Origin of the sequence: Bacillus sp. Y3 (assembly GCF_008123875.1) — a bacterium.
GTDB lineage: Bacteria > Bacillota > Bacilli > Bacillales > Bacillaceae > Bacillus > Bacillus altitudinis.
This window is the reverse complement of record NZ_VSSC01000001.1, coordinates 732,566-755,355: the sequence shown is the minus strand read 5'-3', so window position 1 is coordinate 755,355 and position 22,790 is coordinate 732,566. Positions and strand designations below refer to the sequence as shown.

The window sequence follows — 22,790 nt, the reverse complement described above, 5'->3', positions numbered from 1 at the left end:
TATCATAATGGGACAAATTAAGTTAAACTACCAAACAGTGATGGATAAACTAGATGAAGTCTCCCAAGCAGTTGAAGCTTTAACAATGAAAAAAGCAGCAGATAAAGCTGGTGAAAACAGCCTTGAATTTGTAACCAAATGGACGGCACGTGAAGCAGAGGTGGGCGAAATGGTCTCAAGCTTTAAAGAAGCCTTAATCAAAAACGTTCAGGATACACGTTCAAATGTGAAGACGCTAAAAGAACAGGATGAAGCGATTGCGGCAAAATCATAAGCCCCAATCGTTTTATTGATAGCGTAGCTGAGTACGATGTAAAATATAGTCGTAAAGACTCATATATAATTCGGGATTTATGACCTTAGATTATTCCGTTTTTCTTCCAAACACCATGTTAAAAGGACACCTTTTCCCTATTTAAGCCTAAGGCTTTTCACCTTATACTATACTTAATGAAAGCGAACGGTAGAAATGTCAGGACTGGAAAAAGCAGATGATCTGCCCGGTTTCAAAAATGCTGACGCCGTGCTTTCTTATGAGGTCTAATAGAGGTGGATGACATGAGTTTATCCGAGATGCTGCACCATCTGCATATGGGGATTGAAAACAAACGTGCAGAATTTGACGAAATGATCTCTCGGTTAAAGACAGCCAAAAGTAATATTCGAACAGAACAAGATCTTGCGCAGTCTGACATAAAGGAAATCAAGAAGCCTGCTCTAGATTCGTCATGGAAAGGTGAGAGAGGAACGGACTTTCACCGTCATCGGAAAGAAGCCTATCACGTGCTGCACGACATTGTGAACAATGAGTATGAAACCTATATTACGGAGATAGACCAAAAAATTATGCACTTTGAGTTAAAAAAAATGGAACTCGCTGTCGCTAGTAATTTTGCAGGAAGAGCCCAAGATGTGATGGAAAAAGGCGAGGATTTTGCAAAGGACGTCAAACATTTAATTGAACGGGGCTGGAAAGCTCTTTAATAAAATAAACGAAACAGCCGGCTGAACAAGCGGCTGTTTTTTTGGGGTTTAGTCACATCCGCCGCTACCACCTGAATCACCACCGCAGGAGGCATCAGAAGCGTGATGTGTATACGAATCAGTATAGTTACTGGTTGTTGAACTGTGATGTGCAGAATGCTTAGAAGATGAACGCTTATCTTTTGGTGTAAACATGTGAGCGGTAATGGCGCCTAAAGAAGCTAGTATGATGATGATAACAAACATGATGTATCCCTCCTCTTGTTTCATATTCATACGTTTGAGCCATAACAAAGTTCCCGGCCGGAAAGAAAAACTGGGCAAAGAGTTCTATTTTCGTTTATGATGATAGGCAAAAGTAATTGACCAAGGGAGGGGAGTCTATGTTATCTCTACGTCAGGAGGAGCTGTTGAGGCGGTTAATGCAGGCAGAGCAGGAGCTGACAGGTGAAGAAATTGCACGCCTGATAGGCGTCACATCACGAACAGTTCGAACAGATATGAAAGCGCTTAAATCAGTATTAGAAGCACATGGGGCAACACTTCATATGAAACGTGGAGCAGGGTATACATTGACTGTCGAAGATTATGGAGCATTTCGTACTTTTTTGAAAAACTCAATGAGAGAAAGAAATGAAAAAAAGAATCGAGTTATTCCAAATCAGCCGGAGGATCGCATCTCTTATTTATTGAGAAGGCTTTTATTGTCCGAAGACTATATGAAATTAGATGAATTGGCCGAGGAATTATTTGTGAGTGAATCTACTGTGAAAAATGACCTGAAAGCAGTCAAGCATATTTTCTCTTTACATGGTCTCTCTGTTGCACATCGACCTAAATATGGACTGAGGCTGACTGGAGATGAAATGAAATTAAGGTATTGTCTAGCTGAGCATGTGTTTCAGCAAGAGCATCCGAACCCTGCCCTTTTACCTGAAGAAACGTATCAATTGATTCAAGATATGGTGCGTTCACGTACAAAGGCAAGCGGCCTTCATGTCTCAGAGATCGGTTTAAGCAACTTAGTGACACATATCGCCATTGCGTGCAAACGAATTGAAGAGAAAAAATTGGTGATGATGCCGGAAGGAGAACTCAAAGACATTCAAACACAGCCCGCTTTTCAAGTGGCGAGGCAAATGGCAGAAGATATGCGTCACGTACTCGGTATAGATTTTCCATTATCTGAAATGGCCTATATTGCGATTCATTTAATGGGGGCAAAAATGATGGCGTATGGAGAAACGGGACACACGCTATTTCACATGCTTGATGAAGAGCATTTCCGTTTAACTCATCAATTACTTGGTTATGTCGAAGAGCACATGTCACTTGATATTCAGACAGACAAGGAATTGATTGTGGGACTAAGTCTTCACCTGAGATCAGCGATTCATCGGTTCCGATATGATATGAACATCCGTAACCCCTATTTATCAGACATAAAAAGGCATTATCCGATTGCTTTTGAAGCAGGTGTCTATATGGGAAGATGGTTGAAGGAAAATGAGAATGTAGAGATTCATGAAGATGAAATCGGATATTTGGCGCTGCATATTGGTGCTGCCATAGAGCGGACAAAAACTCAGACTGTGAGAAAAAAATGCTTGATTGTGTGCGCAACGGGTGTCGCGAGCAGTCAGCTTCTTCTCCATAAGCTGAAGGCCGCCTTTAGCGAAAGGCTAGAGATTGCTGGTACTGCAAGTGTCAGTGACCTTTTGTCGTATGACTTGAGAAGTATCGATTTGATCATTAGTACCATCCCTCTTCAGAACACACTACCTGTGCCAGTGATTGATGTACATACGATCCTCAGTGAAGACGATATGTTGAGGCTGAAACGATTTGTACAGGGGTCACAAGAAATGGGTGTCTTGCGATATATCAGTCCGAAGATGACTTTTTTTCAGCAAGATCTACAAACAAGGGAAGAGGTGCTTCAATTTTTCGTGACTGTATTGCAGGAACAAAACCGAATCCCGGATGATTTTGAACAGCTATTGTTGGAAAGAGAGGAAGTGTCGCCTACGTCGTTCGGTCATTTGGTCGCGATCCCTCACCCAATCAAACCGGCAACAGATGATACGTTTTGTGCGATCTGTACGTTGAGGAAACCAGTGCTGTGGGGCGACGATCGGGTACAGGTCGTCTGTTTGTTAAGTATACAGAAGACGTATCAGAAAGAATTGCAGTCACTTTATCAATTTCTTGTGCGTTTGACAGAGCAGAAGGAAGTGGTGGAGCAAATCATCAAAGCTGCTTCATTTGAAGAACTGACGGCGGCGCTGCACGTGTTGGAACAGCCAGATGAAAAAAAAGGACACCCATTTCCGCATCTGTGAGGAAAAAGATTGGATGTTAATGAAAGCGCTTTTAAAATAACATCAAAAAGGAGGATGATCACGAGTTTTTGTAAAGGGGGAGACGGATCATGAGCTTTAAAGAGAGAGCGGCCGACGTCATGGGACATGTCGCTTATCGTATTACAAATCAGAAATATATTATGGCGATTAAGCAAGCATTTGTCACATTAATGCCAATTATCATTACGGGGGCATTTGCTGTACTGGTCGCAAATATGATCATGAGCCCGGAAACGGGGCTTGCCCATTTTGAGATATTCAGGTTTTTAGCAGAGCTTCAGCCAATTATGAAGGCAATCAATTATGCCACGCTGAACTTTTTAACGATCGGGGCTGTGTTCCTTATCGGGATTGAGCTCGGGAAAATCAATGGACACAAATCATTGTTCCCAGGATTAATGGCATTGATTTCATTTATATCCGTTATTCCGACGACACTTCTTCTTGAAGTCGATGGATCAATGCGTGAGGTTGTCGATGTGTTGGCGAGGCAATTCTCCGATCCAAAAAGCTTATTTTTGGGTATGATCATTGCCATCGTCTCTGTAGAGATCTTTTGTAAGCTTACCGAGGTGAAGTGGCTGCAAATTAAGATGCCAGATTCTGTTCCATCAAATGTGGCGACATCTTTTTCTTCACTTTTCCCATCAATTATTACGATTACAATCATTAGTTCATTCGGATTTGCGTTTCACCGTCTGACAGGCATTTATTTGCATGAAGCGGTATATAACGTCGTGCAGCGTCCGCTTGAAAGTGTTGTGCAGGGACTGCCTGGTATTTTAACGTTAATGTTTGTGGCTCAATTTTTCTGGGTGATCGGTATTCATGGCAACCAAATGATTAAACCGATTCGCGAGCCGCTGTTATTAGGATCAATTGCAGTGAATATGACAGCATTTCAAGAGGGCAAAGAGATTCCAAATATTATCACGATGCCATTTTGGGATGTGTATATGAGCATTGGTGGTTCGGGTGTGACGATTGGTCTGTTGATCGCCATTTTTATAGCAGGAAGAAGAGAAGAGATGCGGAGCATTGCCAAGCTTTCATCAGGACCTGGACTGTTTAACATCAATGAACCAGTTATTTTCGGATTACCTGTCATGTTGAACCCTGTGATGGCAATTCCGTTTATCGTTACACCACTCGTGACAGGTACGATTGGTTATATCGCAACCGCTACAGGTTTTGCGGGGAAAGCGGTGGTGATGGTGCCGTGGACGACACCTCCGATTGTGAATGCTTGGCTGTCTACCGCTGGCAGTATGGGGGCTGTCATCACACAGCTTATCTGTATTGTTGTCGCTGTTTTCATCTATTTACCTTTTGTCCTCTTATCCAACCGGAAGCCAGAAGCAGCACCTGATTCAGAATAGAAGGAGGGCTCATGAATGAACATGCAATTTAGATGGTATGGCAAAGAAGATCCTGTCTCCCTTTCATATATTCGGCAAATTCCAGGCATGAAAGGGATTGTCAGTGCAGTCTATGATGTGCCGGCTGGTGATCTGTGGCCGGAGGAAAGTATTGCTCATTTAAAAGCGGAAATTGAACGTCACGATCTTGCTTTTGAAGTCGTAGAAAGTCTCCCGGTTCATGAAGATATTAAGCTGGGAAAGCCTAGCCGGGATGTTTATATCGAGCATTATCAAGAAAATATTCGGAGATTAGCAAGGCATGGTGTGAAGGTCATTTGTTATAACTTCATGCCAGTCCTTGATTGGACACGAACAGAGCTTGATTTCCCACTAGCCGATCAATCGACGACCCTTGTTTATTTTCAGCATCAGCTTGAACAGATGGATATAGAAAAAGATCGACTTTCCTTACCAGGGTGGGATACGTCTTATACGCAGGAAGAAATGAGAAAGTTGATGGCTGCATACAGGGCATTGGGGGAGGAAGGGTTGTTTGAGAACCTAGACTATTTCTTGGGAAATATCCTTCCAGTTGCAGCGGAAGAGAACATGAACATGGCACTGCATCCAGATGACCCTCCTTGGAACATATTTGGTCTGCCCCGCATTGTCAGCTGTGAAGAACAAATAGATCGTATCCTTCAGCTCGATGAACGCTCACAGCATGGACTGACCTTTTGTTCCGGTTCCCTAGGCTGTAATGCGAAAAATGATGTTCCTTCACTTGCGAGAAAGTATGCTAAAAAAGGGCGTATACACTTTGCTCATTTACGCAATGTCAATTTGTATGAAAACGGTGATTTTGAAGAGTCGGCACACCTGTCGTCAGCAGGTAGCCTCGATATGGGAGCGATTGTGAACGCATTGTTTAAGGAAGGATTTGCTGGATATGTTCGGCCAGATCATGGACGAATGATCTTTGGTGAGACGGGCAGACCTGGCTATGGATTATACGACCGAGCACTTGGAGCTATGTATTTACAAGGGATGTGGGAAGGACTTCAAATTCACACGAAGAAAGGTCAGGTGGCAACATGAACAAAATCGACATACCCAATGACTTTATTCTAGGTGCTGCGGCTTCTGCTTGGCAGACGGAGGGTTGGAAAGGGAAGAAACCGCATCAGGATTCGTATATAGACCTTTGGTATAAGGAGGGGTATCACGTATGGCACGAAGGATACGGACCAGCAGGAGCAACGAATTTTTACGAGCGCTATCCTGAAGATGTAGCCCTTATGAAGGAAATTGGGTTATCTCATTACCGGACATCGATCAATTGGTCGAGGTTTCTCATCGATTACGAGAATGGAATTGTAGATGAGACCTATGCTCGTTATATTGATGATTTCATCAATGAATTACTTGAAGCAGGTGTAGAGCCAATGTTTTGCTTAGAGCATTATGAGCTTCCTGCCGTTTTGCTTGAAAAGTACGGCGGCTGGTCATCTAAACATGTTGTCGAGCTGTTTGTTCTCTATGCAGAAAAGGTGTTTGAACGCTATGGAGACCGGGTCAAACATTGGTTTACCTTTAATGAACCAATTGTTGTTCAGACTCGTGTGTATCTAGATGCTATTCGTTATCCTTTCGAGCAAAATACGAAGAAATGGATGCAGTGGAACTATCATAAAGCCTTGGCGACATCAAAAGTGGTGAAGCTTTTTCAGGAAATGGGCTTGAAGGAATCAGCCGGTGCAAAAATCGGGGTCATTCTCAATCCAGAAGTGACGTATGCGAGATCGACTGCCTCGCATGATCAAGAAGCTGCCCGCATGTATGACTTGTTTTTTAATCGCGTGTTCTTAGATCCCTCCATTAAAGGCGAGTATCCAGAAGAACTGCTTGATGTATTGAAAAAGCATGACATTCTTTTCGATGCAACGGAAGAAGAGCTTCAGATCATTAAAGATCATACAGTCGATGTGGTCGGTCTTAATTTATACTATCCGCATCGCGTTAAGGCACCTAGCAAGGCTTGGAACGAAAACACACCGTTTCATCCATCTTATTATTACGATCTATTTGAGCTCCCAGGGAGAAAAATGAATCCATTCAGAGGCTGGGAAATCTATCCGAATATCGTCTATGATATGGGCATGAGAATAAAAGAAGAATACGGCAATATCGAGTGGTTTGTGGCTGAAAACGGTATGGGGGTCGAGCAGGAAGAGCGGTTTAAAAACGAAGACGGCATCATTGATGATCAGTACCGAATTTCATTTATCAGTCAGCATTTGAAAAAAGCCCTTCAAGCGAAAAAAGAAGGTTCAAACTGCAAGGGATATATGCTGTGGGCTTTTACGGATAATGTCTCACCGATGAATGCATTCAAGAATCGCTACGGATTAGTAGAGATCCAGCTGGATAATGAACGGAATCGTCAGATGAAAGCGTCAGGGTACTGGTACAAGACATTAATCCAAACGAGGAAATTAAGGGATGAACCAGATGTCATTTATCAATAGGAGTGATGGGATATGAAGCGAATCATTCTCGCTTGTGCAGCAGGAATGTCAACGTCGATTGTGGTATCTAAAATGAAGGCAGCCGCAGAAGGAAAAGGGCTGGATTATGAAATTTATGCGATACCTGAAGGGGCCATTGCGGATGAATTAGAAGAGCATGGGGACGATGTAAAGGTCATTTTGCTAGGACCGCAAGTTAGCTTTATGAGAAAGGCAGCAGAAAAAACAGCGGCACCTTATCATATACCTGTCGATGTGGTAAATGTAAGATTATATGGAACAGCGAATGGAGAAAAAATTCTAGAACATGCACTGAAACTAGCAAATGAATCTTGAGCAATCGGAGGAGAAGCAGATGACGGTATTAGAGGAAATGCAGGGAGCAGCCTTTCAAATCATTGCCCATGCAGGTGAGGCACGAAGCCATTATGTAGAAGCCATTCGTCTAGCAAGAGCGGATGACTTTGAAGCAGCGCAGCAGTTGATTGAAAAAGGGGAGGAAGCGTTTCGAAGCATCCATGACCTTCACTTGTCGCTGATACAAAAAGAGGCGGCGGGGGAACAGCTTCCCTTTTCTTTACTGCTCATACATGCAGAAGACCAAATGCTCACAACAGAGACCATCCATCTGCTTGCCATTGAAATGATCGAAATGTGTAAAAAAATGAATACCCTGTCAAAATAGATATCCGTTATTAACCAATTTCTGTTATAATCATTCGGTAGATAAAGAGAAAGCGGGATTGGTGAATGAAAAAAACATGTATGTGGCTTGCAGTTGGTCTAGTCATGCTGCTCATTTCGGGCTGTATGGGTACGAAACAGCAAACAGAAGGAAACCAGCAAGCCATCAAAGAGGTAAAGGGTCAAGTACAAACGAAAGAAACAACAGAAACGCAGCAAATTGAAGCAGCAGAGATAGACAAACAAAACTGGATTCAGCAAAAGGAACCCGTTGCACTTCCAATCTTGATGTATCACAGCATTTCTAGTGGTAATTCTTTACGTGTGCCAAAAAGCGAATTTGCGGCTCATATGAAGTGGCTGAAAGACAACGGCTATGTCACGCTGTCGCCGAAAGAGGCATATCAAGTTCTCGCGACGAATTCGACACCAAGTGAAAAGTATGTTCTTATCACATTTGACGATGGATATACGGATAACTACACAAAGGCATTTCCGATTTTAAAGGAATATGGAATGAAAGCCACGATTTTTATGATCGAGCAGTCCATTGGCCGTCCGCATCATTTAACCGATGCCCAAATGGATGATATGGTGGCGCATGGTATTTCAATAGAGAGTCACACCATTCATCATTTAGAGCTCAATCGTTTATCACAGAAGCAGCAGGAAGAAGAATTAAAAGGATCGAAGGTATTCTTTGACCAGCGGTTTTCCCAACAAACGGTCATGGTCAGCTATCCGGTCGGTCGCTATAACGAAGACACGCTGAAGCTGGCGAAGGAAGCAGGATATGAAATGGCTGTGACCACTGAACCAGGACATGCGAAAAAGGAACAAGGCATGATGTCCTTACACCGCCTGCGCATTTCACCGGGACTTTCACCCGAAAGCTTTGGCAGGCTGATAAAGGGAAATTGATCAATATTAGATCACAGATGTTTCACATGAAACATTTTACGACACGTTTCGTGGAGATGATTTGTGGATCGACAACATCATAGGGCTTGAGTACACATCTAGATATATTCTTCAGACGTGATCGTCACACATAATGTTTTTTAAATGATGTGAAAAGGGAGAGAGCAAAGATGTCAAATTTTCTTGGAATTGATCATGTCCAGTTAGCTGCCCCAAAGGGGAGTGAAGAGAAGGCACGTTTGTTTTTTGGGGAGATTCTAGGAATGAAGGAAATCCCTAAGCCTGTTCACCTAGCAAAACGTGGTGGTGTTTGGTTTCAGTGTGGCAATCAACAGCTTCACATTGGCATTGAAGATCAGTTTCAAGCAGCGAAAAAAGCTCATCCAGCTTTTCAAGTAAAAAAATTATCAAATGTAAAAGAGACATTAATGAAACATCATATTCTTATAAAGGAAGATCAGCCGTTAGATGGAGCCATCAGGTTTTATGTAGATGATCCATTTGGAAATCGAATTGAATTTTTAGAGAGACTGTAGAAAATAAATCTTGTGAGAAACAATAAGGATGTCGAGAAAATCTCGACATCCTTATTTTATGAAAGTATGTTATTGATAAACAGGATAACCCGTTATCTTTATATCTTTTCCCAGCGGTTCAAGAGAGAGTTGATCCAGTTCAATTGCATCACTCATGAGGCGTATGCCTTCGCCTCCGAAAAAAGAAGGAGAGAGTCGTCCGCCAATGAGCTTAGGTGCCATGTAGATGACGAGTTTATCGACAAGCTGCTGCTCCAAAAATGAGGCATTGATTTGTCCGCCGCCTTCAATCATCAGGGAGGAGACATTTCTTTCTCCGAGCACTTGAAGTACTTCTTGTAAGGGCACCCGGATATCGCTATCCGTCATGATGACACTGACGCCAGCTGCTTCTAAAGCGGCTCGTTTTTCTTCATCGGCTTGTTTTGTTGTAAAGATCCATGTTGGCGCCATTTGATCCGTGACCACCTTTGCTGTCAGCGGGATAGACAGTTTAGAGTCTAAGACAATTCGAATCGGATGATGACCGTTTGGAATGCGTGCTGTTAATGAAGGATCGTCGTGAATGACGGTTTGCGCACCGACCAAGATCGCATCGTTGATACTGCGAATGTGATGTGCATCATAACGGGACGTCTCTGATGTAATCCACTTGCTGTCAGACGTAGCAGATGCAATTTTTCCGTCTAACGTAATGCCTGCTTTGAGTGTCACGAAAGGCGTTTTTTTCGTAATAAAGTGGTTGAACACTTCATTCATGAGAATGGATTCCTGCTCCATGACGCCTGTGATGACTTGAATGCCTGCATCTTGTAAAATGGCAATCCCACGCCCGGCAACAAGCGGGTTCGGATCCAGTGCAGCAACGACGACTTTTTCTACGCCAGCTTTCACAAGTGCTTCAGCGCATGGGCCTGTGCGGCCATGGTGGGAACAAGGCTCTAGTGTCACATAGATCGTGGCACCTCTTGCCTTGTCTCCAGCCATTTTAAGTGCATGAATTTCTGCATGTGGTTCGCCGGCCTTCATGTGCGCCCCGACCCCAACAATTTCATTTTCTCGCACAATCACAGCCCCGACGAGCGGATTGGGAGATGTCTGACCTTTCATTGCTTCGGCATTTTCAAGGGCTAGTTTCATATATCGCTCATGATGTGGCAATCGTACGCACCTCTTGATCCGCCTTCATATGACCTGAGCGGTTAATTTTTGTCTGCAAGTATTTTTCATTGAACTCAGAGACATCACCCCAAAGTGGAATCCGTCCAGAAAGAGAAAGGCCTGCATGACTGATAGCATCGGTCTTTTTCGGATTATTGGTGATCAGTCTGACTGGCTTTGTACGCAATGTTTGAAGAACAGCAATCGCTTCTTCATATTGACGTGTATCATCTTCAAAGCCCAGTGCTTCGTTTGCTTCTACAGTATCGTAGCCGTTTTCTTGCAAGATGTAGGCCATGGCTTTACTGAAAAGACCGATCCCGCGTCCTTCATGGTTGGCTAAATAAAACAGTGCGCCTGCTCCATTGTCCTCAATCATTCGCATAGACTGTTTCAATTGGAACCCGCAATCGCAGCGTTTGCTTCCGAAAATATCGCCGGTGTGGCAGATGGAATGCATGCGGATCAACGCTTCATCAGCATGTTCGAAATCTCCGTAAACAAGGACGCTTGATTGCTGGTGATCTGCAAGCTCACGGGAGGAAAGGCTTTCGATTAAAGCTTCATCTGATAATGGTTCTTTCCCGTCATCTTTTAACCATGAATACCAGTTAAACATGACCGTTCTACCGTCTAAATTCACTGGCAGTTTAATAGGTCCAGTGATATATATAAATCCGTCTTCTTGCTGTACTCGTTTGATTTTATCTTTTAAAATGGCTGTTTTAACCTCTGTGTGTTTGTCCATATTCTGCACCTTCTTTTTTGTCTGTTTCTTCAATCTGTAAACGAACGAGAACGCCAAATGGATCAATAAATTCGTTACTTTTTCCTGTCGTGTTCATGTGAACGTCTGCTTTTGTCAGACGTTCGACGACGGATGTTCTATCGCTTTCTTTTGGGAAAACCAGTGTATAGCTTCTAATTCCTGAAAAACGTGGATCAATGGCTCCTTTTCTCCCGCGTCCCCATGCATTAAAGGCAAGGTGATGATGATAGACGCCACCAGCAACGAATAAGCTGGCTGGGGGAGCCATTCGGATATGGAAACCGAGCGTGTTCACATAAAAGGAATCGGCTTCTTCTGGGTTGAGATGGAAATGCAAGTGTCCCATGACTGTACCAGCCGGGAGTCCATCCCAGGTGGAATCAGCGGCTTCTTGCAGGAGACCATCTCCATCAAGCGGAGCATTTCCGCCACCTTTCAGCTCTCCATGCTCACCTACCCATATGTCCTGAGGACGATCAGCATAAATCTCAACGCCGATGCCATCTGGATCACTTAAATAAATGGCTTCACTGAAAAAGTGATCGCTCGCTCCAATTAAAGGATAGCCTTTTTTGATCACATGCGCCAGCCATGTGCCCAGGTTTTTTCTGGTAGGTAATAAAACCGCAAAATGATAAAGTCCTGGCTCATGATCCGGCTTCTCTTTCAGCTGCACATCTTCTTTCAGCACAAGGATTGGTTCCTTTGCGTTGCTGCCAAGCGTGACAGTAGAATCCGTCTGTTCTAATAAAGTAAAACCTAAAATGTCTGTATAAAAAGGCAAAGAACGCTCAAAGCTGGACACATGTAATTCTGTTACACCTAATCTTACCTGCTCTATTGTATTCAAAGCTCGGTCATCTCCTTCATGTTATATGCATCTGCATGTTCAATGGTTTATTGAAAATTGATAAAAATGATTACCTTGTTACTTTTAGTAACTAAACTATATAATAGTTAGTGACTTATTTCAAGTAATTAATTATGTTATAATGAAAAAAAGTAGAGAAAAGCAGGAGGGAGTAAAGTATGGCTCAAGTAGATGGCTGCCCAATTACAGATGCCATGGAGATTTTAGGGAAGAAGTGGGTGATTCTCATCATCAATCAGCTTTTGACAGGGCCAAAACGTTTTTGTCAGCTAGAAAATGAAATGAACATCAGCGGACGGTTATTATCAGAAAGGCTGAAAGATTTAGAAGCTGAAGGTCTTGTTGAGAAAAAAGTATATCCCGACATTCCCGTGCGGATTGAATATGAACTAACAGAACAAGGAAAGAAAATTGAACCAGTCATACGGGAAATGTATGCTTGGTCTTTAGAGCGAAAAAATAGTGAAAAGGGTGAACATGTCCCTTCTTAATCGATTTCGATCAGTGCCCCTGATCGATTTTTTTTTTGTGATTTTCCAGAAATCTAAGTCAATAGTATGAAAAATGATGTTGACAATAAATTCATTCATCATATAATATCAAGGAGAAGAGGGTTCTTTTCCCTGTAATGGAATGGGGAGGTTATGCCATGGTATCATGAATGGGACAGATTACCTAAACCGTGTATCACTACATCATGTAGCAGCAGACATCTTTGACTTGTCGAAAGCAAAGATTTATTTTTTAAACTCAATTGATAATGATTATCATAATCATTTATGAGTGTGATTCATACGCTGATAAAGGTTATTTTTTTTATTATTTATTGAGAATAATTATCAATATCAATTAGGAGGATATATATGAAATCACTTCGTTCAGCATCACACGTTTTATTATTCTTTAGCTTTGTCCTATTGTTTGCTCTAGCCCCGGTTAGCTCTGCCTCAGCAGCAGGCTTAGCAGATGGTCAATATTCAGCACAATATGTGGTATGGAAAGCAGACAGTGATTCAACGTCAACAGCAAATACGTATTTTGAAAAACCAGCTAAGCTTGTTGTGAAGGACGGAAAAATCAAAGCGCAAGTTACGTTAACGAATAGCTCTTGGATTACAAGCTTTAAAACATTAGATCAAGGTGTCTACAAAGATGCAAAGGTGATCAGTACAAACACAGCTGCTAATAAGAGAACGGTAGAGTTCAATGTCAACAGCCTGACAGATGTTGTACCAGCTAAAGTGAGTGTGACTGTACCGGTCATTGGATATACAGGCAATTACGATATTCGCGTCAAGTTTGATGCAGCAACTGTTCAATAAAAAGGGAGGAAATTCATCTGATGAAAAAATGGATCAGGATGCCAGCCTTTGTGGCTGCATTATTGCTGGCACTTATACTGCCTTTTTCAAATGCACAGGCTGCCTCATTAAATGATGGTACATACTCCGTCAATTACACTGTGATGAAGGCCGAAGGAACTGCCGTTTCGATGGCAAATGATTACTGGCTGAAGCCGGCAAAAGTGATCGTGAAAAATGGCAAGCTGACTGTGCAAATGACCATTAAAAACAGCAGCTGGGTAACGGAATTTAAAGTGCCGGGAAATGGTGGCTATGTCGATACGACGGTCCTATCAACGAATAAGAAAGCCAATACAAGGCTTGTTCAATTCCAAGCACAGAGTTTGTCTAAACCAATCAAGTCAAAAATCCATGTCACAGTCAAATCGGCTGATTATGATCACGACTATACCATCCAGCTGAAATTCGATGAAAGCAGCATCAAGTCACTTTCTTCTGACAGTTCAAAAGAAACAGCAGGTGCAGCAAAACATCAAGAATCATCAAAAGAAACAACCAAAACAACTGATTCATCCACCAAAACAAAACAAGAAGAAAATCCTCAAACTGGTGATACAAGCCAGATGGGATGGCTCCTTGTGCTTGTCTTATGTTCAGGCGGGTTTTTAGCAAGAAAGTGGATCATCAAGCATTAACGGAAGGAAGTGTCATCTTTTGAAACGTCTTTTTCATCTACAGACAGCTATTCTGCTCGTTTTATTCAGTTTGTTGACTGCGTTTCAGCTGCCTCAAGGAACGGCTCAGGCGGCATCATTGGTTGATGGTGAATATACGGCCGGATTCACCATTTTAAAAAATGGCAGCACTGAAGCATCCATGATGGATACGTATACAGAAAAGCCAGCTAAGCTCATCATCGAAAATGGCAAGACGACTGCCTATCTTACGCTGAAGCAAAGCAAAGAAATCACAGATTTCAAGGTCGAACAAAATGGCTCTCTCGTCACCACTGAAACGGTCAGTGAAGATGAGACAGCGAATACGCGTGTGATCAAATTTGATGTAGCCGATGTATCAGCCAAATTAAATGGCTGGGTCAAAATTTACTGGGACTTAGGCGGCTTTATTTATGATGAGGCGTATGACGTACAGCTCGCTTTCGACGAGAGCAGTCTCACACTTGTCACGCCTGCGAAGCCAGACGATAGTGAAACAACACCAGATGATCAAAACGGTACGACGCTAGGCGACAGCGAAACAACACCAGATGATCAAAATGGTACGACGCCAGGCGACAGCGAAACAAAGCCGGATGATCAAAGTGGCACGACGCCAGGCGACAGCGAAACAAAGCCAGATGATCAAAACGGCACAACACCAGTTGATTCGACGCAGAACCAATTAAAAGATGGTGTGTATCGTATCAACTACAGTGTGCTGAAGGGCGATGAGGATGAGGCATCTCGGATGAGCCAATACTTCTCACATCCAGCATCGTTAACCGTTAAAAATGGAACGCAAACCGTTTCCTTTACGGTGAAGGATCATACGTCAGTTGATTCTTTGAAAATAGAGAAAAACGGTTCTTATCAAGAAGTGAAAAACGTGAGCACAGATCAAGCAAAGAACACAAGAGTGGTTTCATTTGAAGTGTCTGATCTGAAAAAAGCAGTTAACGGAAAAGTACACATTGTAGTAGCAGCAGCTCACTATGATCAAACGTACGATATTCGTTTTCAATTTGATTCAAAAAGTATCGTTCCACTGAAGGACGGTCAAATAGAGGAAGAAACACCGGCTACACCAGAAACACCAAAACCAAATAAACCAGCACCAGACACAACGAACGGCGGAACGAATCAAGAGACAGTTCAGCTAAAAGACGGGGTGTACAAGCTTCCTTTTTCAATGAAGAAAGCAGACAAAGATGAGCTTTCTCGCATGAACGATTACGTCGTGAGCCCTGCGACATTGGTGGTGAAAAATGGCCGCCATTTCGTTTCATACACTGTCAAGAACAGCTCAGCCATCACGTCGTTCCAAGTAGGAACCGGCGGTAAATTTGAAGAGACGCTAGTTGCAAAGGCTGATCAAAAAGCAGATACACGAGTGATTCAATATGAAGCAAAAAGTTTGAGTAGTGCTCAGGCAGCACGCGTGAAAATTGACATTCCAGCTGCCAATTATCATGAGCAGTACGATGTCAAACTTGTCTATGATACGAAAGGCATCGCAAGTGGTGAAGGAAGCGGAATTGCGACGGTGATCGGAGACGATGAGAGCATCGGCTTTGTGAAAAATCCGAATGATCACGATTCTCAACCAAACCAGCTTGCGAATCTCGCACCAGAGGAAACGGGCGCAGAGCAGATGACCTTTACGCCATCAGATGACCAAACCAAGTCTGAGACAGGTCAGCTGAACCCGAAAACAGGAGATACTTCACTTCTTTGGGTGTACATTCTTTTATTCGGCGGGTCACTATTCGTGCTCGTCAGAAAGTATCAAACTCGTACAAGATAAAGAATCTATTTTAAGTGAGGTGCGCCATTCATCTCGGCGCATCCACTTCCTTTTTTCGAAAGGAGGCTTCCGTTTTTTGAAGCATCGAATGTTATGTACCCTGATCACGGCTCTATGTGTGTGCGTCTTCTTAGCAGGCTGCTCACAATCAGCTGAAAGCTCAGCGAAAGGCAAAAAAAGCCCAGCATCAAGTGCCCGCATTGTGGCAACGACTGTAGCTGCTGCTGAGATCATGGATGCGCTAGAGGTGGATCTTGTCGGGGTGCCAACAAGTCAAAAATCCTTGCCGGCTCGATACAAAGGACTCCCAGCAGTCGGTAACCCAATGAGCCCGGACATGGAAATCATCCAATCACTTCAACCGACAGATGTCCTGTCTGTCACGACCCTTCAATATGATTTAGAAACGCCTTTTCAACAAGCTTCTGTCCCTGCGACATACCTCAACCTTGAGAGCCTGGACAAGATGGAGAACGCCATCACAAAGCTTGGAGAAAAATATGATAGAAAGACACAAGCGAAACGCATTGTGGATGATTTTGAACAAAAAAAGAAAGGCATACAAGAGAGAACGAAGGGAAAAGCGAAGCCATCCGTTCTCATTTTGCTTGGTGTACCAGGCAGTTATTTAGTGGCAACAGAGAATTCGTATATCGGTGATCTTGTGCGTATTGCAGGAGGAAAGAACATCGTAAAAGGTGAGAAAATGGAGTATTTGGCATCCAATACGGAGTATTTACAAAAAGCCAATCCAGATATCATTCTCCGAGCCGCACATGGGATGCCGGATGAAGTCGTCAAAATGTTTGATCAAGAATTTAAAACAAATGATATTTGGAAACATTTTAATGCGGTCAAACAAGACCGGGTGTACGACCTCGAAGAAAGCTTATTCGGGACAACAGGCAACTTAAAGGCAGCAGAGGCATTAGATGAATTAACTCGTATGTTGTACCCGTCATAAGCGGCGAATCTTAATGATAAAAGGACGTTCAAGATGAAAAAAACAGGGATTTTATTTCTGATAGTCAGTCTCTTACTAGCCGGCGTATTTATTTATTCCGCCATTACGGGGAGCATTCATGTTACACCGATTGAATTATTGGAAGGGCTTATGACCGGTCAACATGCACAGGTAGAAATCATTAAAGATTTAAGAATCCCCCGCATGCTCATTGCGATGTTTACAGGGGCGGCTTTATCTGTCTCCGGTGTCCTCTTGCAGTCTGTGATGAGGAATCCATTAGCAGATGCCGGTGTTATTGGTATTTCATCGGGAGCTAGCTTCTTTTCTTTAATGGCAATTACAGCGCTTCCTCAATTTTATTTCTACTCTCCTTTATTTTCAGTTTTAGGCGGGGCAATTGCCTGCTTCCTCGTATACGTGTTGTCTTGGAAAGGCGGCTTAAGCCCGATTCGAATGATTTTGGTGGGGATCGCCATCAATGCCATGTTTACAGGGATGGCAGAAGCGTTTGTGACCATTTGTAGCTATTTCAATATCACCATTAATCAGTCGGGACAGTCGAATCTGACGATGAAAACGTGGGGAGATGTCCGTTTAATCGGTGTCTATGGCGTCATTGGGCTTGTGGTTGCGCTTTTCTTTAGCAGATGGTGTAACTTGCTTGCCCTTCAGGATAAGACGGCGAAAAACTTAGGATTGCGTGTGACCAGAATGCGCCTTTTGATTTCAATCACGGCGGTGTTATTAGCAGCGGTGACTGCTGCGGTAGCGGGCGTGATTGCCTTTGTCGGCTTGCTCATTCCCCATATCTCTAGAAGGCTTGTCGGCTCTGACCACCGGGTACTGATTCCATTTTCTGCGTTAAGCGGGGCCTTGCTCATTTTGACGGCTGATACGCTCGGCAGAACGCTTGTGGCACCAAATGAAATCCCTGCTTCTACAATCATGGCTGTCATTGGCGGGCCGTTTCTGATCTTTTTATTAAGAAGGGGGGATCGTCTGCATGGACATTCGTGAGGTGTCGTTTTCCTATGATCGACAGAGGGACATTGTTCAATCGGTCACCACGAAGATCGAAAAAGGGAAAATTACGACCATTATCGGTCCAAATGGCTCGGGCAAATCCACGCTGCTTTCTTTGATGGCACATAACCATTGTCCACATAAAGGACAGATTCATTTAGATGGACAAGAGCTGAATGCGTTCAAGCCAAGGGAACTGGCGAGAAAGCTGGCAGTCGTACATCAGCAAAATGAAGCGCCGCTCGATTTAACGATCGAAAGAGTGGTGGCATTTGGGAGAACGCCCTACCAGACGATGCGCGGCAGTGACAAGGAAGAGGATGAGAAAGCAATTGAGTGGGCACTGTCCTGTACCAAGCTGACGGATAAGCGAAAGGTGCCTCTCGCCTCATTGTCAGGCGGAGAACGGCAGCGTGTATGGATTGCGATGGCTTTAGCGCAAAAAACACCGATCCTTTTCTTAGATGAACCGACGACTTATTTGGATATGTATTATCAATTTGACATTCTTGAGCTCATTCGAGAGCTCAATGTCGAGCATGGATTAACCATCGTGATGGTCCTGCACGATATGAATCAGGCGATTCGCTATAGTGATGTCATCATCGCCATGAAAGATGGACAAATTATCCGCGAAGGGCGGCCCAATGATGTGTTAACCGAAGAAATGGTGCGGCACATTTATCATGTGTCCGTCACGATTAAGCAAGATGCAGAAACAGGGATGTATATCGTGCCTGTAGGCATATAAGTTGTGCAAAAAGCAGGTGAGACAGTGTGAAACGAGGGAAAAGGATCGGGCAGCGAATGCTGACGATCGTCTGTTTAGGTGTTTTCCTATATAGCGGTACGGCCATTGGCTTGGAGCTCTTTGGCTATTATCAAAATCGTCAGGTGCTTGCAAAGGCTCAGACACTTTACACACACGAGGATGGAATGAAACAGCGAAAACCTGGAGAAATTCGTCAGTCATTTGATGATTTGCGAAAGGTGAATGAAGACATTGTCGGTTGGATTGATATGAAGGACACGATGATTCAGTATCCAATTGTTCAGTCAAACGATAATGCATTCTATTTAACTCGTAATTATGTAAAGGATGACACACGGGCAGGCAGTATCTTTATGGATTATCGTAATGACGTCTTGCATGAAAGTCCCAATACAGTGGTGTACGGTCATCGGATGAGGGATGGGTCTATGTTTGCTGGTCTCACAAACTATTTGAAAAAAGATTTCTTCCAAGATCATCGCACATTTCAGTACGATACGCTGTATCAAAGCTATGAAGCAGAGATTTTTGCTGTGTATGAGACGACAGTCGATTTCGATTATATTCAGACTGATTTTCAGGATCTTGGTGAATATGCGCACTACTTGCAAGCTGTGCGTAAGAAGTCCATCTATCAAACGAAAACAGACGTATCCACAGATGACTTGATTCTCACATTATCGACCTGTGATCACGTGCTGGCACCTAAAAACAAGCGTCTCGTGGTACAGGCGAAGCTAAAGAAAGTTTACTAGAAAAGGAGAGACAGACGGTTGAAATGTTTACATGTGATTTGGGCAGGACTCGTCGTCGTGCTTCTCCTCGGCGGATGCAGCCAGGCGGCGCCTGTCGAGAATGGGAGCGGGCAAGGTGCGCTCAACATTCAGGATTTTGCCGGCAGAACATTATCGTTTCATGAATCACCTGAACGGATCGTCTCGTTGTCAACTGGCGACATGAGCATCATTTATGCCTTAGGTGGCCAGGTTGTCGGCCGGCCAACTGCCGAATTGCCAGACAATCTACAAAAGGCAAAGTCCGTACAATCAATTGGCACAACCCATCAATTTGATGTCGAGTTGATCACGAGCTTAAAGCCCGATGTGGTGCTTGGGAATGAATCATTAAACAGCAAGGATATCTCTACTATAGAAGGGATTGGTTCACAGCTTCTTTTGACAAGTGCCAACTCAGTGAAGGACATCCAGCGTCAAGTTACTTTATTTGGTGATTTACTTGGAAAGCAGCAAAAGGCAAAAGCGCTCAATGCTCAAATCGATCAGCGGATCAAGCAAGTGAAGCAGCCTGAGAAAAAAGTAAAGACACTCGTTGTATATGGTGCGCCCGGCACATATATGGCGGCACTTCCGCAATCTTTAAGCGGTGATCTGCTGCGGATCGCTGGTGGGGCGAATATTGCTGAAAATGAACCAGCACTCGAAAAGTTTCCGCAATATGCACAAATCAATGCAGAAAAGGTAATCGAGGCCGATCCAGATCTCATTTTGCTGATGACACACAGCAATCCTGAAGATGTCAAAGCAGGCTTTATGAGTGAAATGAAGCAAAATGCGGCGTGGCACGATGTATCAGCTGTCAAAAATGGACACGTTGAGATTCTACCAAGTGACCTATTTGGGACAAATCCAGGCGCAGAAGTCATCAGAGCGATCGATGAATTAGAGAAGAAATTGAAGCGATTGTCATCATGAAGATGAATGCAGAACTAGATTTTCAAAAAAGGCAGTCAAGACGAAAATGGCTGTTACCAGGATTGTTTCTCACTTTATGTGTGGGCGTCTGTCTAGGACTTGCGGTAGGTTCTGTCCAATTATCGCTGACGGATTTAATGGCTGTGTTCACGGGATCAGGTCTGCCTGTTCATGAAAAAATTGTTATGGATTTACGGCTGCCCCGTGTGCTCATTGGTTTTCTCGTTGGGGCCTGCCTCGCTGCATCAGGGGCGATTTTACAAGGAGTTGTCCGAAATCCACTGGCTGACCCTGGGATCATTGGTGTGACTGCGGGCGGCGGGTTAGCTGCTGTACTCAGCATGATTGTTCTTCCACAATTCACGTATTTGCTTCCGGCAGCCGCTTTTCTGGGCGCCTTATTAGCAGCTCTTGTCGTGTATATGCTGTCATTTGATCAAGGGGTTTCACCGCTTAAATTGATCTTGGCAGGTGTTGCCGTCAATGCCTTGCTTGGTGCGGTGATGAATGGGTTTATGGTGCTTTACAGTGAGCGTGTGCAGGCTGTTTTGCCTTTTCTATCAGGGGGATTAAACGGGCGGAGCTGGCATCATCTTAGCTTTGTGTCGCCATATGCGCTGGCTGGTTTATGTCTTTGTTTTTTCGCCATTAAACCGTCCAATCTCCTTTTGCTTGGCGATGAATCGGCTCAGCTATTAGGCCTTCGAGTAGAGAGGACTCGATTTTTTCTCATTGCGCTGGCCGCTCTTTTAGCTGGAGCGGCTGTCAGTGTCAGTGGTTTAATCGGTTTTGTCGGGCTTGTTGTACCCCATTTTATCCGTCTTTTAATCGGAGATGATTACCGGTATTTGCTACCGATTTCAATGCTTGGAGGGGGCGTGCTTGTGGTCTTTGCCGATACAGCAGCACGGGTCTGGTTTACACCGGTTGAATTGCCTGTAGGGATCTTGCTTGCCTGCATCGGTGCACCTTTCTTCCTCTATTTATTAAAAAAGAAAGGGAGGGGTTAAGATGGATGTCATTGCAATGGATGACGTGAGTCTCAGTCAAGGCGGCTTTCGGCTGTCTTCCATTTCAGCAGCTGTTCCTAAAGGGAGTGTGACCGGAATCATTGGCCCGAATGGGTCAGGTAAGTCGACTTTTATCAAAGCGGCCGCACGACTGACCTCAATCGAAAGCGGCATGATTTACATTCACGACATCCCGCAAAAAGAGATGACGGCACAGGAGATCGCCAAGGAGGTGGCAGTTCTCATGCAAACAAGAACCGCCATTCCATCGATGACAGTACGTGAGCTGGTCGCACTTGGACGCAGTCCGCATCGTTCCATCTGGAAAAAAAGCACCACGTCAGATCATGAAGCGATTGAGTGGGCGCTTGAGGTGACGAATAGCCGCACCAATGAAAACAGAATGCTCCATACATTATCAGGCGGAGAAAGACAAAAGGCATATATTGCAATGGCACTGGCTCAGAAGACAGAGACTATCATTCTGGATGAGCCAACCACTTATTTAGACATTGCGCATCAGCTTGAATTACTGGAGCTGCTCAAACAGCTGAATCAAACACATGGCATCACCATTTTAATGGTTCTCCATGACTTGCAGCAGGCCGCAAAATATTGTGACCGTCTCATTGCTATGAAGCGAGGTCAAGTGCATCAAATTGGCTCACCAAAAGAAGTGTTAACAGAAGACTTTTTCAAGGAGGTTTTTGGGATTCAGGCGGAGGTTCACTTAGACGGACCGCATCCGCTCATTATCCCCATTGCCTCCATTCAACAACAAAAGGGAGATGAACCAAACATGATTATTGTAAACAACCAAGTAAGAGTAGAAAAAGGCAGTGCAGACCACCTTGTTAAACGGTTTAACAAGCAGGGACAAGTAGAATTTATGGAAGGCTTTTTAGGAATGGAAGTATGGGTCACTCAACAGACAACTGATTACGATGAAGTGACCATTCACACCCGCTGGAATCGAAAAGAAGACTTTGTGAATTGGACAAAATCTCAGGCATTTGGTGATGCGCACGCTCACGGAAAGGCGAAACCTGAAGGCCTGTTAAAAAACAAAATTACGTACTATGAAGTGCAAGTCACAAGACCCGCTTTACAGAAAAAAGCCTAAATATTCAAAAGCGCTGCAGCGAAGAAGCAGCGCTATTTTTTTGTGATTGTCTCTTTCCGTCACATATTTTTGACAAAGTATTCAAACAACTGACACAATCCTATCCAAATTTTAGGTAAAATTTACTTTATTTTTGAAGCGCATGGGTGTAAAGTACAGGTATAAATAACTAACCGAA

At 43.7% G+C, this 22,790-nt stretch carries 25 protein-coding genes; 21 read left to right on the top strand and 4 right to left on the bottom strand.

What is annotated here, in order from left to right; all coding sequences use genetic code 11:
• Positions 1 to 7 precede the first annotated feature (7 nt).
• Complete coding sequence (locus tag FXF70_RS03865) at positions 8 to 274, top strand: YwqI/YxiC family protein (protein WP_008345634.1); 267 nt, start codon at positions 8 to 10, stop codon at positions 272 to 274.
• Positions 275 to 558: 284 nt separating this feature from the next.
• A complete protein-coding gene (locus tag FXF70_RS03860) occupies positions 559 to 984 on the top strand; it encodes a YwqH-like family protein (RefSeq protein ID WP_007497950.1) in 426 nt (141 codons plus the stop codon).
• 48 nt (positions 985 to 1,032) lie between these two features.
• Here FXF70_RS03860 and FXF70_RS03855 read toward each other — a convergent pair whose 3' ends face one another.
• Positions 1,033 to 1,230: a hypothetical protein gene (locus FXF70_RS03855; RefSeq protein WP_017358669.1), complete on the bottom strand. Its 198-nt coding sequence runs from the start codon at positions 1,228 to 1,230 to the stop codon at positions 1,033 to 1,035.
• A gap of 137 nt (positions 1,231 to 1,367) precedes the next feature.
• Between FXF70_RS03855 and FXF70_RS03850 the strand changes: the two genes are divergently transcribed.
• The 8 genes from FXF70_RS03850 (at position 1,368) to FXF70_RS03815 (ending at position 9,377) form a co-directional block, all read left to right on the top strand.
• Positions 1,368 to 3,326, top strand: coding sequence for a BglG family transcription antiterminator (locus tag FXF70_RS03850; protein WP_148779849.1), 1,959 nt, complete (start codon positions 1,368 to 1,370; stop codon positions 3,324 to 3,326).
• Between the two features lie 89 nt (positions 3,327 to 3,415).
• Complete coding sequence (locus tag FXF70_RS03845; protein WP_007497945.1) at positions 3,416 to 4,726, top strand: PTS sugar transporter subunit IIC; 1,311 nt, start codon at positions 3,416 to 3,418, stop codon at positions 4,724 to 4,726.
• A 15-nt stretch (positions 4,727 to 4,741) separates the two neighbouring features.
• A complete protein-coding gene (gene uxuA, locus FXF70_RS03840) occupies positions 4,742 to 5,806 on the top strand; it encodes a mannonate dehydratase (RefSeq protein WP_041091556.1) in 1,065 nt (354 codons plus the stop codon).
• Positions 5,803 to 7,236, top strand: coding sequence for a glycoside hydrolase family 1 protein (locus FXF70_RS03835; RefSeq protein WP_148779848.1), 1,434 nt, complete (start codon positions 5,803 to 5,805; stop codon positions 7,234 to 7,236). Before uxuA ends, FXF70_RS03835 begins: the two co-directional genes overlap by 4 nt.
• 12 nt (positions 7,237 to 7,248) lie before the next feature.
• Positions 7,249 to 7,572, top strand: a complete 324-nt coding sequence (locus FXF70_RS03830) for a PTS sugar transporter subunit IIB (protein WP_008345616.1) — start codon at positions 7,249 to 7,251, stop codon at positions 7,570 to 7,572.
• A gap of 19 nt (positions 7,573 to 7,591) precedes the next feature.
• Positions 7,592 to 7,921 carry a PTS sugar transporter subunit IIA gene (locus FXF70_RS03825; protein WP_008345614.1) on the top strand — a complete coding sequence of 110 codons (330 nt, stop codon included), beginning with the start codon at positions 7,592 to 7,594 and terminating at the stop codon, positions 7,919 to 7,921.
• A gap of 65 nt (positions 7,922 to 7,986) precedes the next feature.
• The gene (locus FXF70_RS03820; RefSeq protein WP_148779847.1) at positions 7,987 to 8,841 is read left to right on the top strand and encodes a polysaccharide deacetylase family protein; all 855 of its coding nucleotides are present in this window, start codon (positions 7,987 to 7,989) and stop codon (positions 8,839 to 8,841) included.
• Positions 8,842 to 9,011: 170 nt separating this feature from the next.
• A complete protein-coding gene (locus FXF70_RS03815; RefSeq protein ID WP_017368328.1) occupies positions 9,012 to 9,377 on the top strand; it encodes a VOC family protein in 366 nt (121 codons plus the stop codon).
• Positions 9,378 to 9,446: 69 nt separating this feature from the next.
• Here FXF70_RS03815 and ribD read toward each other — a convergent pair whose 3' ends face one another.
• Genes ribD through FXF70_RS03800 form a run of 3 tightly spaced genes read right to left on the bottom strand, consistent with a single transcriptional unit; the run spans position 9,447 to position 12,157 of the window.
• A complete protein-coding gene (ribD, locus tag FXF70_RS03810; protein WP_148779846.1) occupies positions 9,447 to 10,538 on the bottom strand; it encodes a bifunctional diaminohydroxyphosphoribosylaminopyrimidine deaminase/5-amino-6-(5-phosphoribosylamino)uracil reductase RibD in 1,092 nt (363 codons plus the stop codon).
• Positions 10,525 to 11,286, bottom strand: coding sequence for a GTP cyclohydrolase II (locus FXF70_RS03805; RefSeq protein ID WP_008345606.1), 762 nt, complete (start codon positions 11,284 to 11,286; stop codon positions 10,525 to 10,527). The genes ribD and FXF70_RS03805 overlap by 14 nt, the downstream gene beginning before the upstream one ends.
• Positions 11,264 to 12,157, bottom strand: coding sequence for a VOC family protein (locus FXF70_RS03800; protein ID WP_148779845.1), 894 nt, complete (start codon positions 12,155 to 12,157; stop codon positions 11,264 to 11,266). The genes FXF70_RS03805 and FXF70_RS03800 overlap by 23 nt, the downstream gene beginning before the upstream one ends.
• Before the next feature lie 179 nt (positions 12,158 to 12,336).
• On the opposite strand from FXF70_RS03800, the gene FXF70_RS03795 reads away from it, so the two are divergent.
• From FXF70_RS03795 to isdG, 11 genes are all read left to right on the top strand, one after another.
• Entirely contained in the window at positions 12,337 to 12,669 is a 333-nt protein-coding gene (locus FXF70_RS03795) for a winged helix-turn-helix transcriptional regulator (RefSeq protein WP_007497926.1), read from the top strand.
• Between the two features lie 372 nt (positions 12,670 to 13,041).
• Complete coding sequence (locus FXF70_RS03790; protein ID WP_007497924.1) at positions 13,042 to 13,500, top strand: NEAT domain-containing protein; 459 nt, start codon at positions 13,042 to 13,044, stop codon at positions 13,498 to 13,500.
• A 20-nt stretch (positions 13,501 to 13,520) separates the two neighbouring features.
• A complete protein-coding gene (gene isdC / locus FXF70_RS03785; RefSeq protein ID WP_035702537.1) occupies positions 13,521 to 14,177 on the top strand; it encodes a heme uptake protein IsdC in 657 nt (218 codons plus the stop codon).
• Between the two features lie 19 nt (positions 14,178 to 14,196).
• A complete protein-coding gene (locus FXF70_RS03780) occupies positions 14,197 to 16,005 on the top strand; it encodes an NEAT domain-containing protein (RefSeq protein WP_148779844.1) in 1,809 nt (602 codons plus the stop codon).
• A 76-nt stretch (positions 16,006 to 16,081) separates the two neighbouring features.
• On the top strand, positions 16,082 to 16,969 hold the full coding sequence (gene isdE / locus FXF70_RS03775; RefSeq protein ID WP_148779843.1) for a heme ABC transporter substrate-binding protein IsdE: 888 nt from the start codon (positions 16,082 to 16,084) through the stop codon (positions 16,967 to 16,969).
• A 33-nt stretch (positions 16,970 to 17,002) separates the two neighbouring features.
• Complete coding sequence (locus FXF70_RS03770) at positions 17,003 to 17,989, top strand: FecCD family ABC transporter permease (protein WP_007497915.1); 987 nt, start codon at positions 17,003 to 17,005, stop codon at positions 17,987 to 17,989.
• The gene (locus tag FXF70_RS03765; protein WP_024719523.1) at positions 17,976 to 18,746 is read left to right on the top strand and encodes an ABC transporter ATP-binding protein; all 771 of its coding nucleotides are present in this window, start codon (positions 17,976 to 17,978) and stop codon (positions 18,744 to 18,746) included. The genes FXF70_RS03770 and FXF70_RS03765 overlap by 14 nt, the downstream gene beginning before the upstream one ends.
• Before the next feature lie 26 nt (positions 18,747 to 18,772).
• Positions 18,773 to 19,522: a class B sortase gene (srtB, locus tag FXF70_RS03760; protein ID WP_017358682.1), complete on the top strand. Its 750-nt coding sequence runs from the start codon at positions 18,773 to 18,775 to the stop codon at positions 19,520 to 19,522.
• A gap of 18 nt (positions 19,523 to 19,540) precedes the next feature.
• Complete coding sequence (locus tag FXF70_RS03755; protein WP_008345587.1) at positions 19,541 to 20,479, top strand: ABC transporter substrate-binding protein; 939 nt, start codon at positions 19,541 to 19,543, stop codon at positions 20,477 to 20,479.
• Positions 20,476 to 21,489, top strand: a complete 1,014-nt coding sequence (locus FXF70_RS03750; RefSeq protein WP_099496941.1) for a FecCD family ABC transporter permease — start codon at positions 20,476 to 20,478, stop codon at positions 21,487 to 21,489. The genes FXF70_RS03755 and FXF70_RS03750 overlap by 4 nt, the downstream gene beginning before the upstream one ends.
• Position 21,490: 1 nt before the next feature.
• Positions 21,491 to 22,612 carry a heme oxygenase gene (gene isdG / locus FXF70_RS19335; RefSeq protein WP_035389921.1) on the top strand — a complete coding sequence of 374 codons (1,122 nt, stop codon included), beginning with the start codon at positions 21,491 to 21,493 and terminating at the stop codon, positions 22,610 to 22,612.
• Positions 22,613 to 22,790: the final 178 nt, after the last annotated feature.

What these genes read in the sequence shown, in the direction of transcription:
- FXF70_RS03865 (WP_008345634.1), top strand. Translation starts at nt 8, where the DNA reads ATGGGACAAATTAAGTTAAACTACCAAACAGTGATGGATAAACTAGAT.
- FXF70_RS03860 (WP_007497950.1), top strand. Translation starts at nt 559, where the DNA reads ATGAGTTTATCCGAGATGCTGCACCATCTGCATATGGGGATTGAAAAC.
- FXF70_RS03855 (WP_017358669.1), bottom strand. Translation starts at nt 1,230, where the DNA reads ATGTTTGTTATCATCATCATACTAGCTTCTTTAGGCGCCATTACCGCT.
- FXF70_RS03850 (WP_148779849.1), top strand. Translation starts at nt 1,368, where the DNA reads ATGTTATCTCTACGTCAGGAGGAGCTGTTGAGGCGGTTAATGCAGGCA.
- FXF70_RS03845 (WP_007497945.1), top strand. Translation starts at nt 3,416, where the DNA reads ATGAGCTTTAAAGAGAGAGCGGCCGACGTCATGGGACATGTCGCTTAT.
- uxuA (WP_041091556.1), top strand. Translation starts at nt 4,742, where the DNA reads ATGAACATGCAATTTAGATGGTATGGCAAAGAAGATCCTGTCTCCCTT.
- FXF70_RS03835 (WP_148779848.1), top strand. Translation starts at nt 5,803, where the DNA reads ATGAACAAAATCGACATACCCAATGACTTTATTCTAGGTGCTGCGGCT.
- FXF70_RS03830 (WP_008345616.1), top strand. Translation starts at nt 7,249, where the DNA reads ATGAAGCGAATCATTCTCGCTTGTGCAGCAGGAATGTCAACGTCGATT.
- FXF70_RS03825 (WP_008345614.1), top strand. Translation starts at nt 7,592, where the DNA reads ATGACGGTATTAGAGGAAATGCAGGGAGCAGCCTTTCAAATCATTGCC.
- FXF70_RS03820 (WP_148779847.1), top strand. Translation starts at nt 7,987, where the DNA reads ATGAAAAAAACATGTATGTGGCTTGCAGTTGGTCTAGTCATGCTGCTC.
- FXF70_RS03815 (WP_017368328.1), top strand. Translation starts at nt 9,012, where the DNA reads ATGTCAAATTTTCTTGGAATTGATCATGTCCAGTTAGCTGCCCCAAAG.
- FXF70_RS03805 (WP_008345606.1), bottom strand. Translation starts at nt 11,286, where the DNA reads ATGGACAAACACACAGAGGTTAAAACAGCCATTTTAAAAGATAAAATC.
- FXF70_RS03795 (WP_007497926.1), top strand. Translation starts at nt 12,337, where the DNA reads ATGGCTCAAGTAGATGGCTGCCCAATTACAGATGCCATGGAGATTTTA.
- FXF70_RS03790 (WP_007497924.1), top strand. Translation starts at nt 13,042, where the DNA reads ATGAAATCACTTCGTTCAGCATCACACGTTTTATTATTCTTTAGCTTT.
- isdC (WP_035702537.1), top strand. Translation starts at nt 13,521, where the DNA reads ATGAAAAAATGGATCAGGATGCCAGCCTTTGTGGCTGCATTATTGCTG.
- FXF70_RS03770 (WP_007497915.1), top strand. Translation starts at nt 17,003, where the DNA reads ATGAAAAAAACAGGGATTTTATTTCTGATAGTCAGTCTCTTACTAGCC.
- FXF70_RS03765 (WP_024719523.1), top strand. Translation starts at nt 17,976, where the DNA reads ATGGACATTCGTGAGGTGTCGTTTTCCTATGATCGACAGAGGGACATT.
- FXF70_RS03750 (WP_099496941.1), top strand. Translation starts at nt 20,476, where the DNA reads ATGAAGATGAATGCAGAACTAGATTTTCAAAAAAGGCAGTCAAGACGA.
- isdG (WP_035389921.1), top strand. Translation starts at nt 21,491, where the DNA reads ATGGATGTCATTGCAATGGATGACGTGAGTCTCAGTCAAGGCGGCTTT.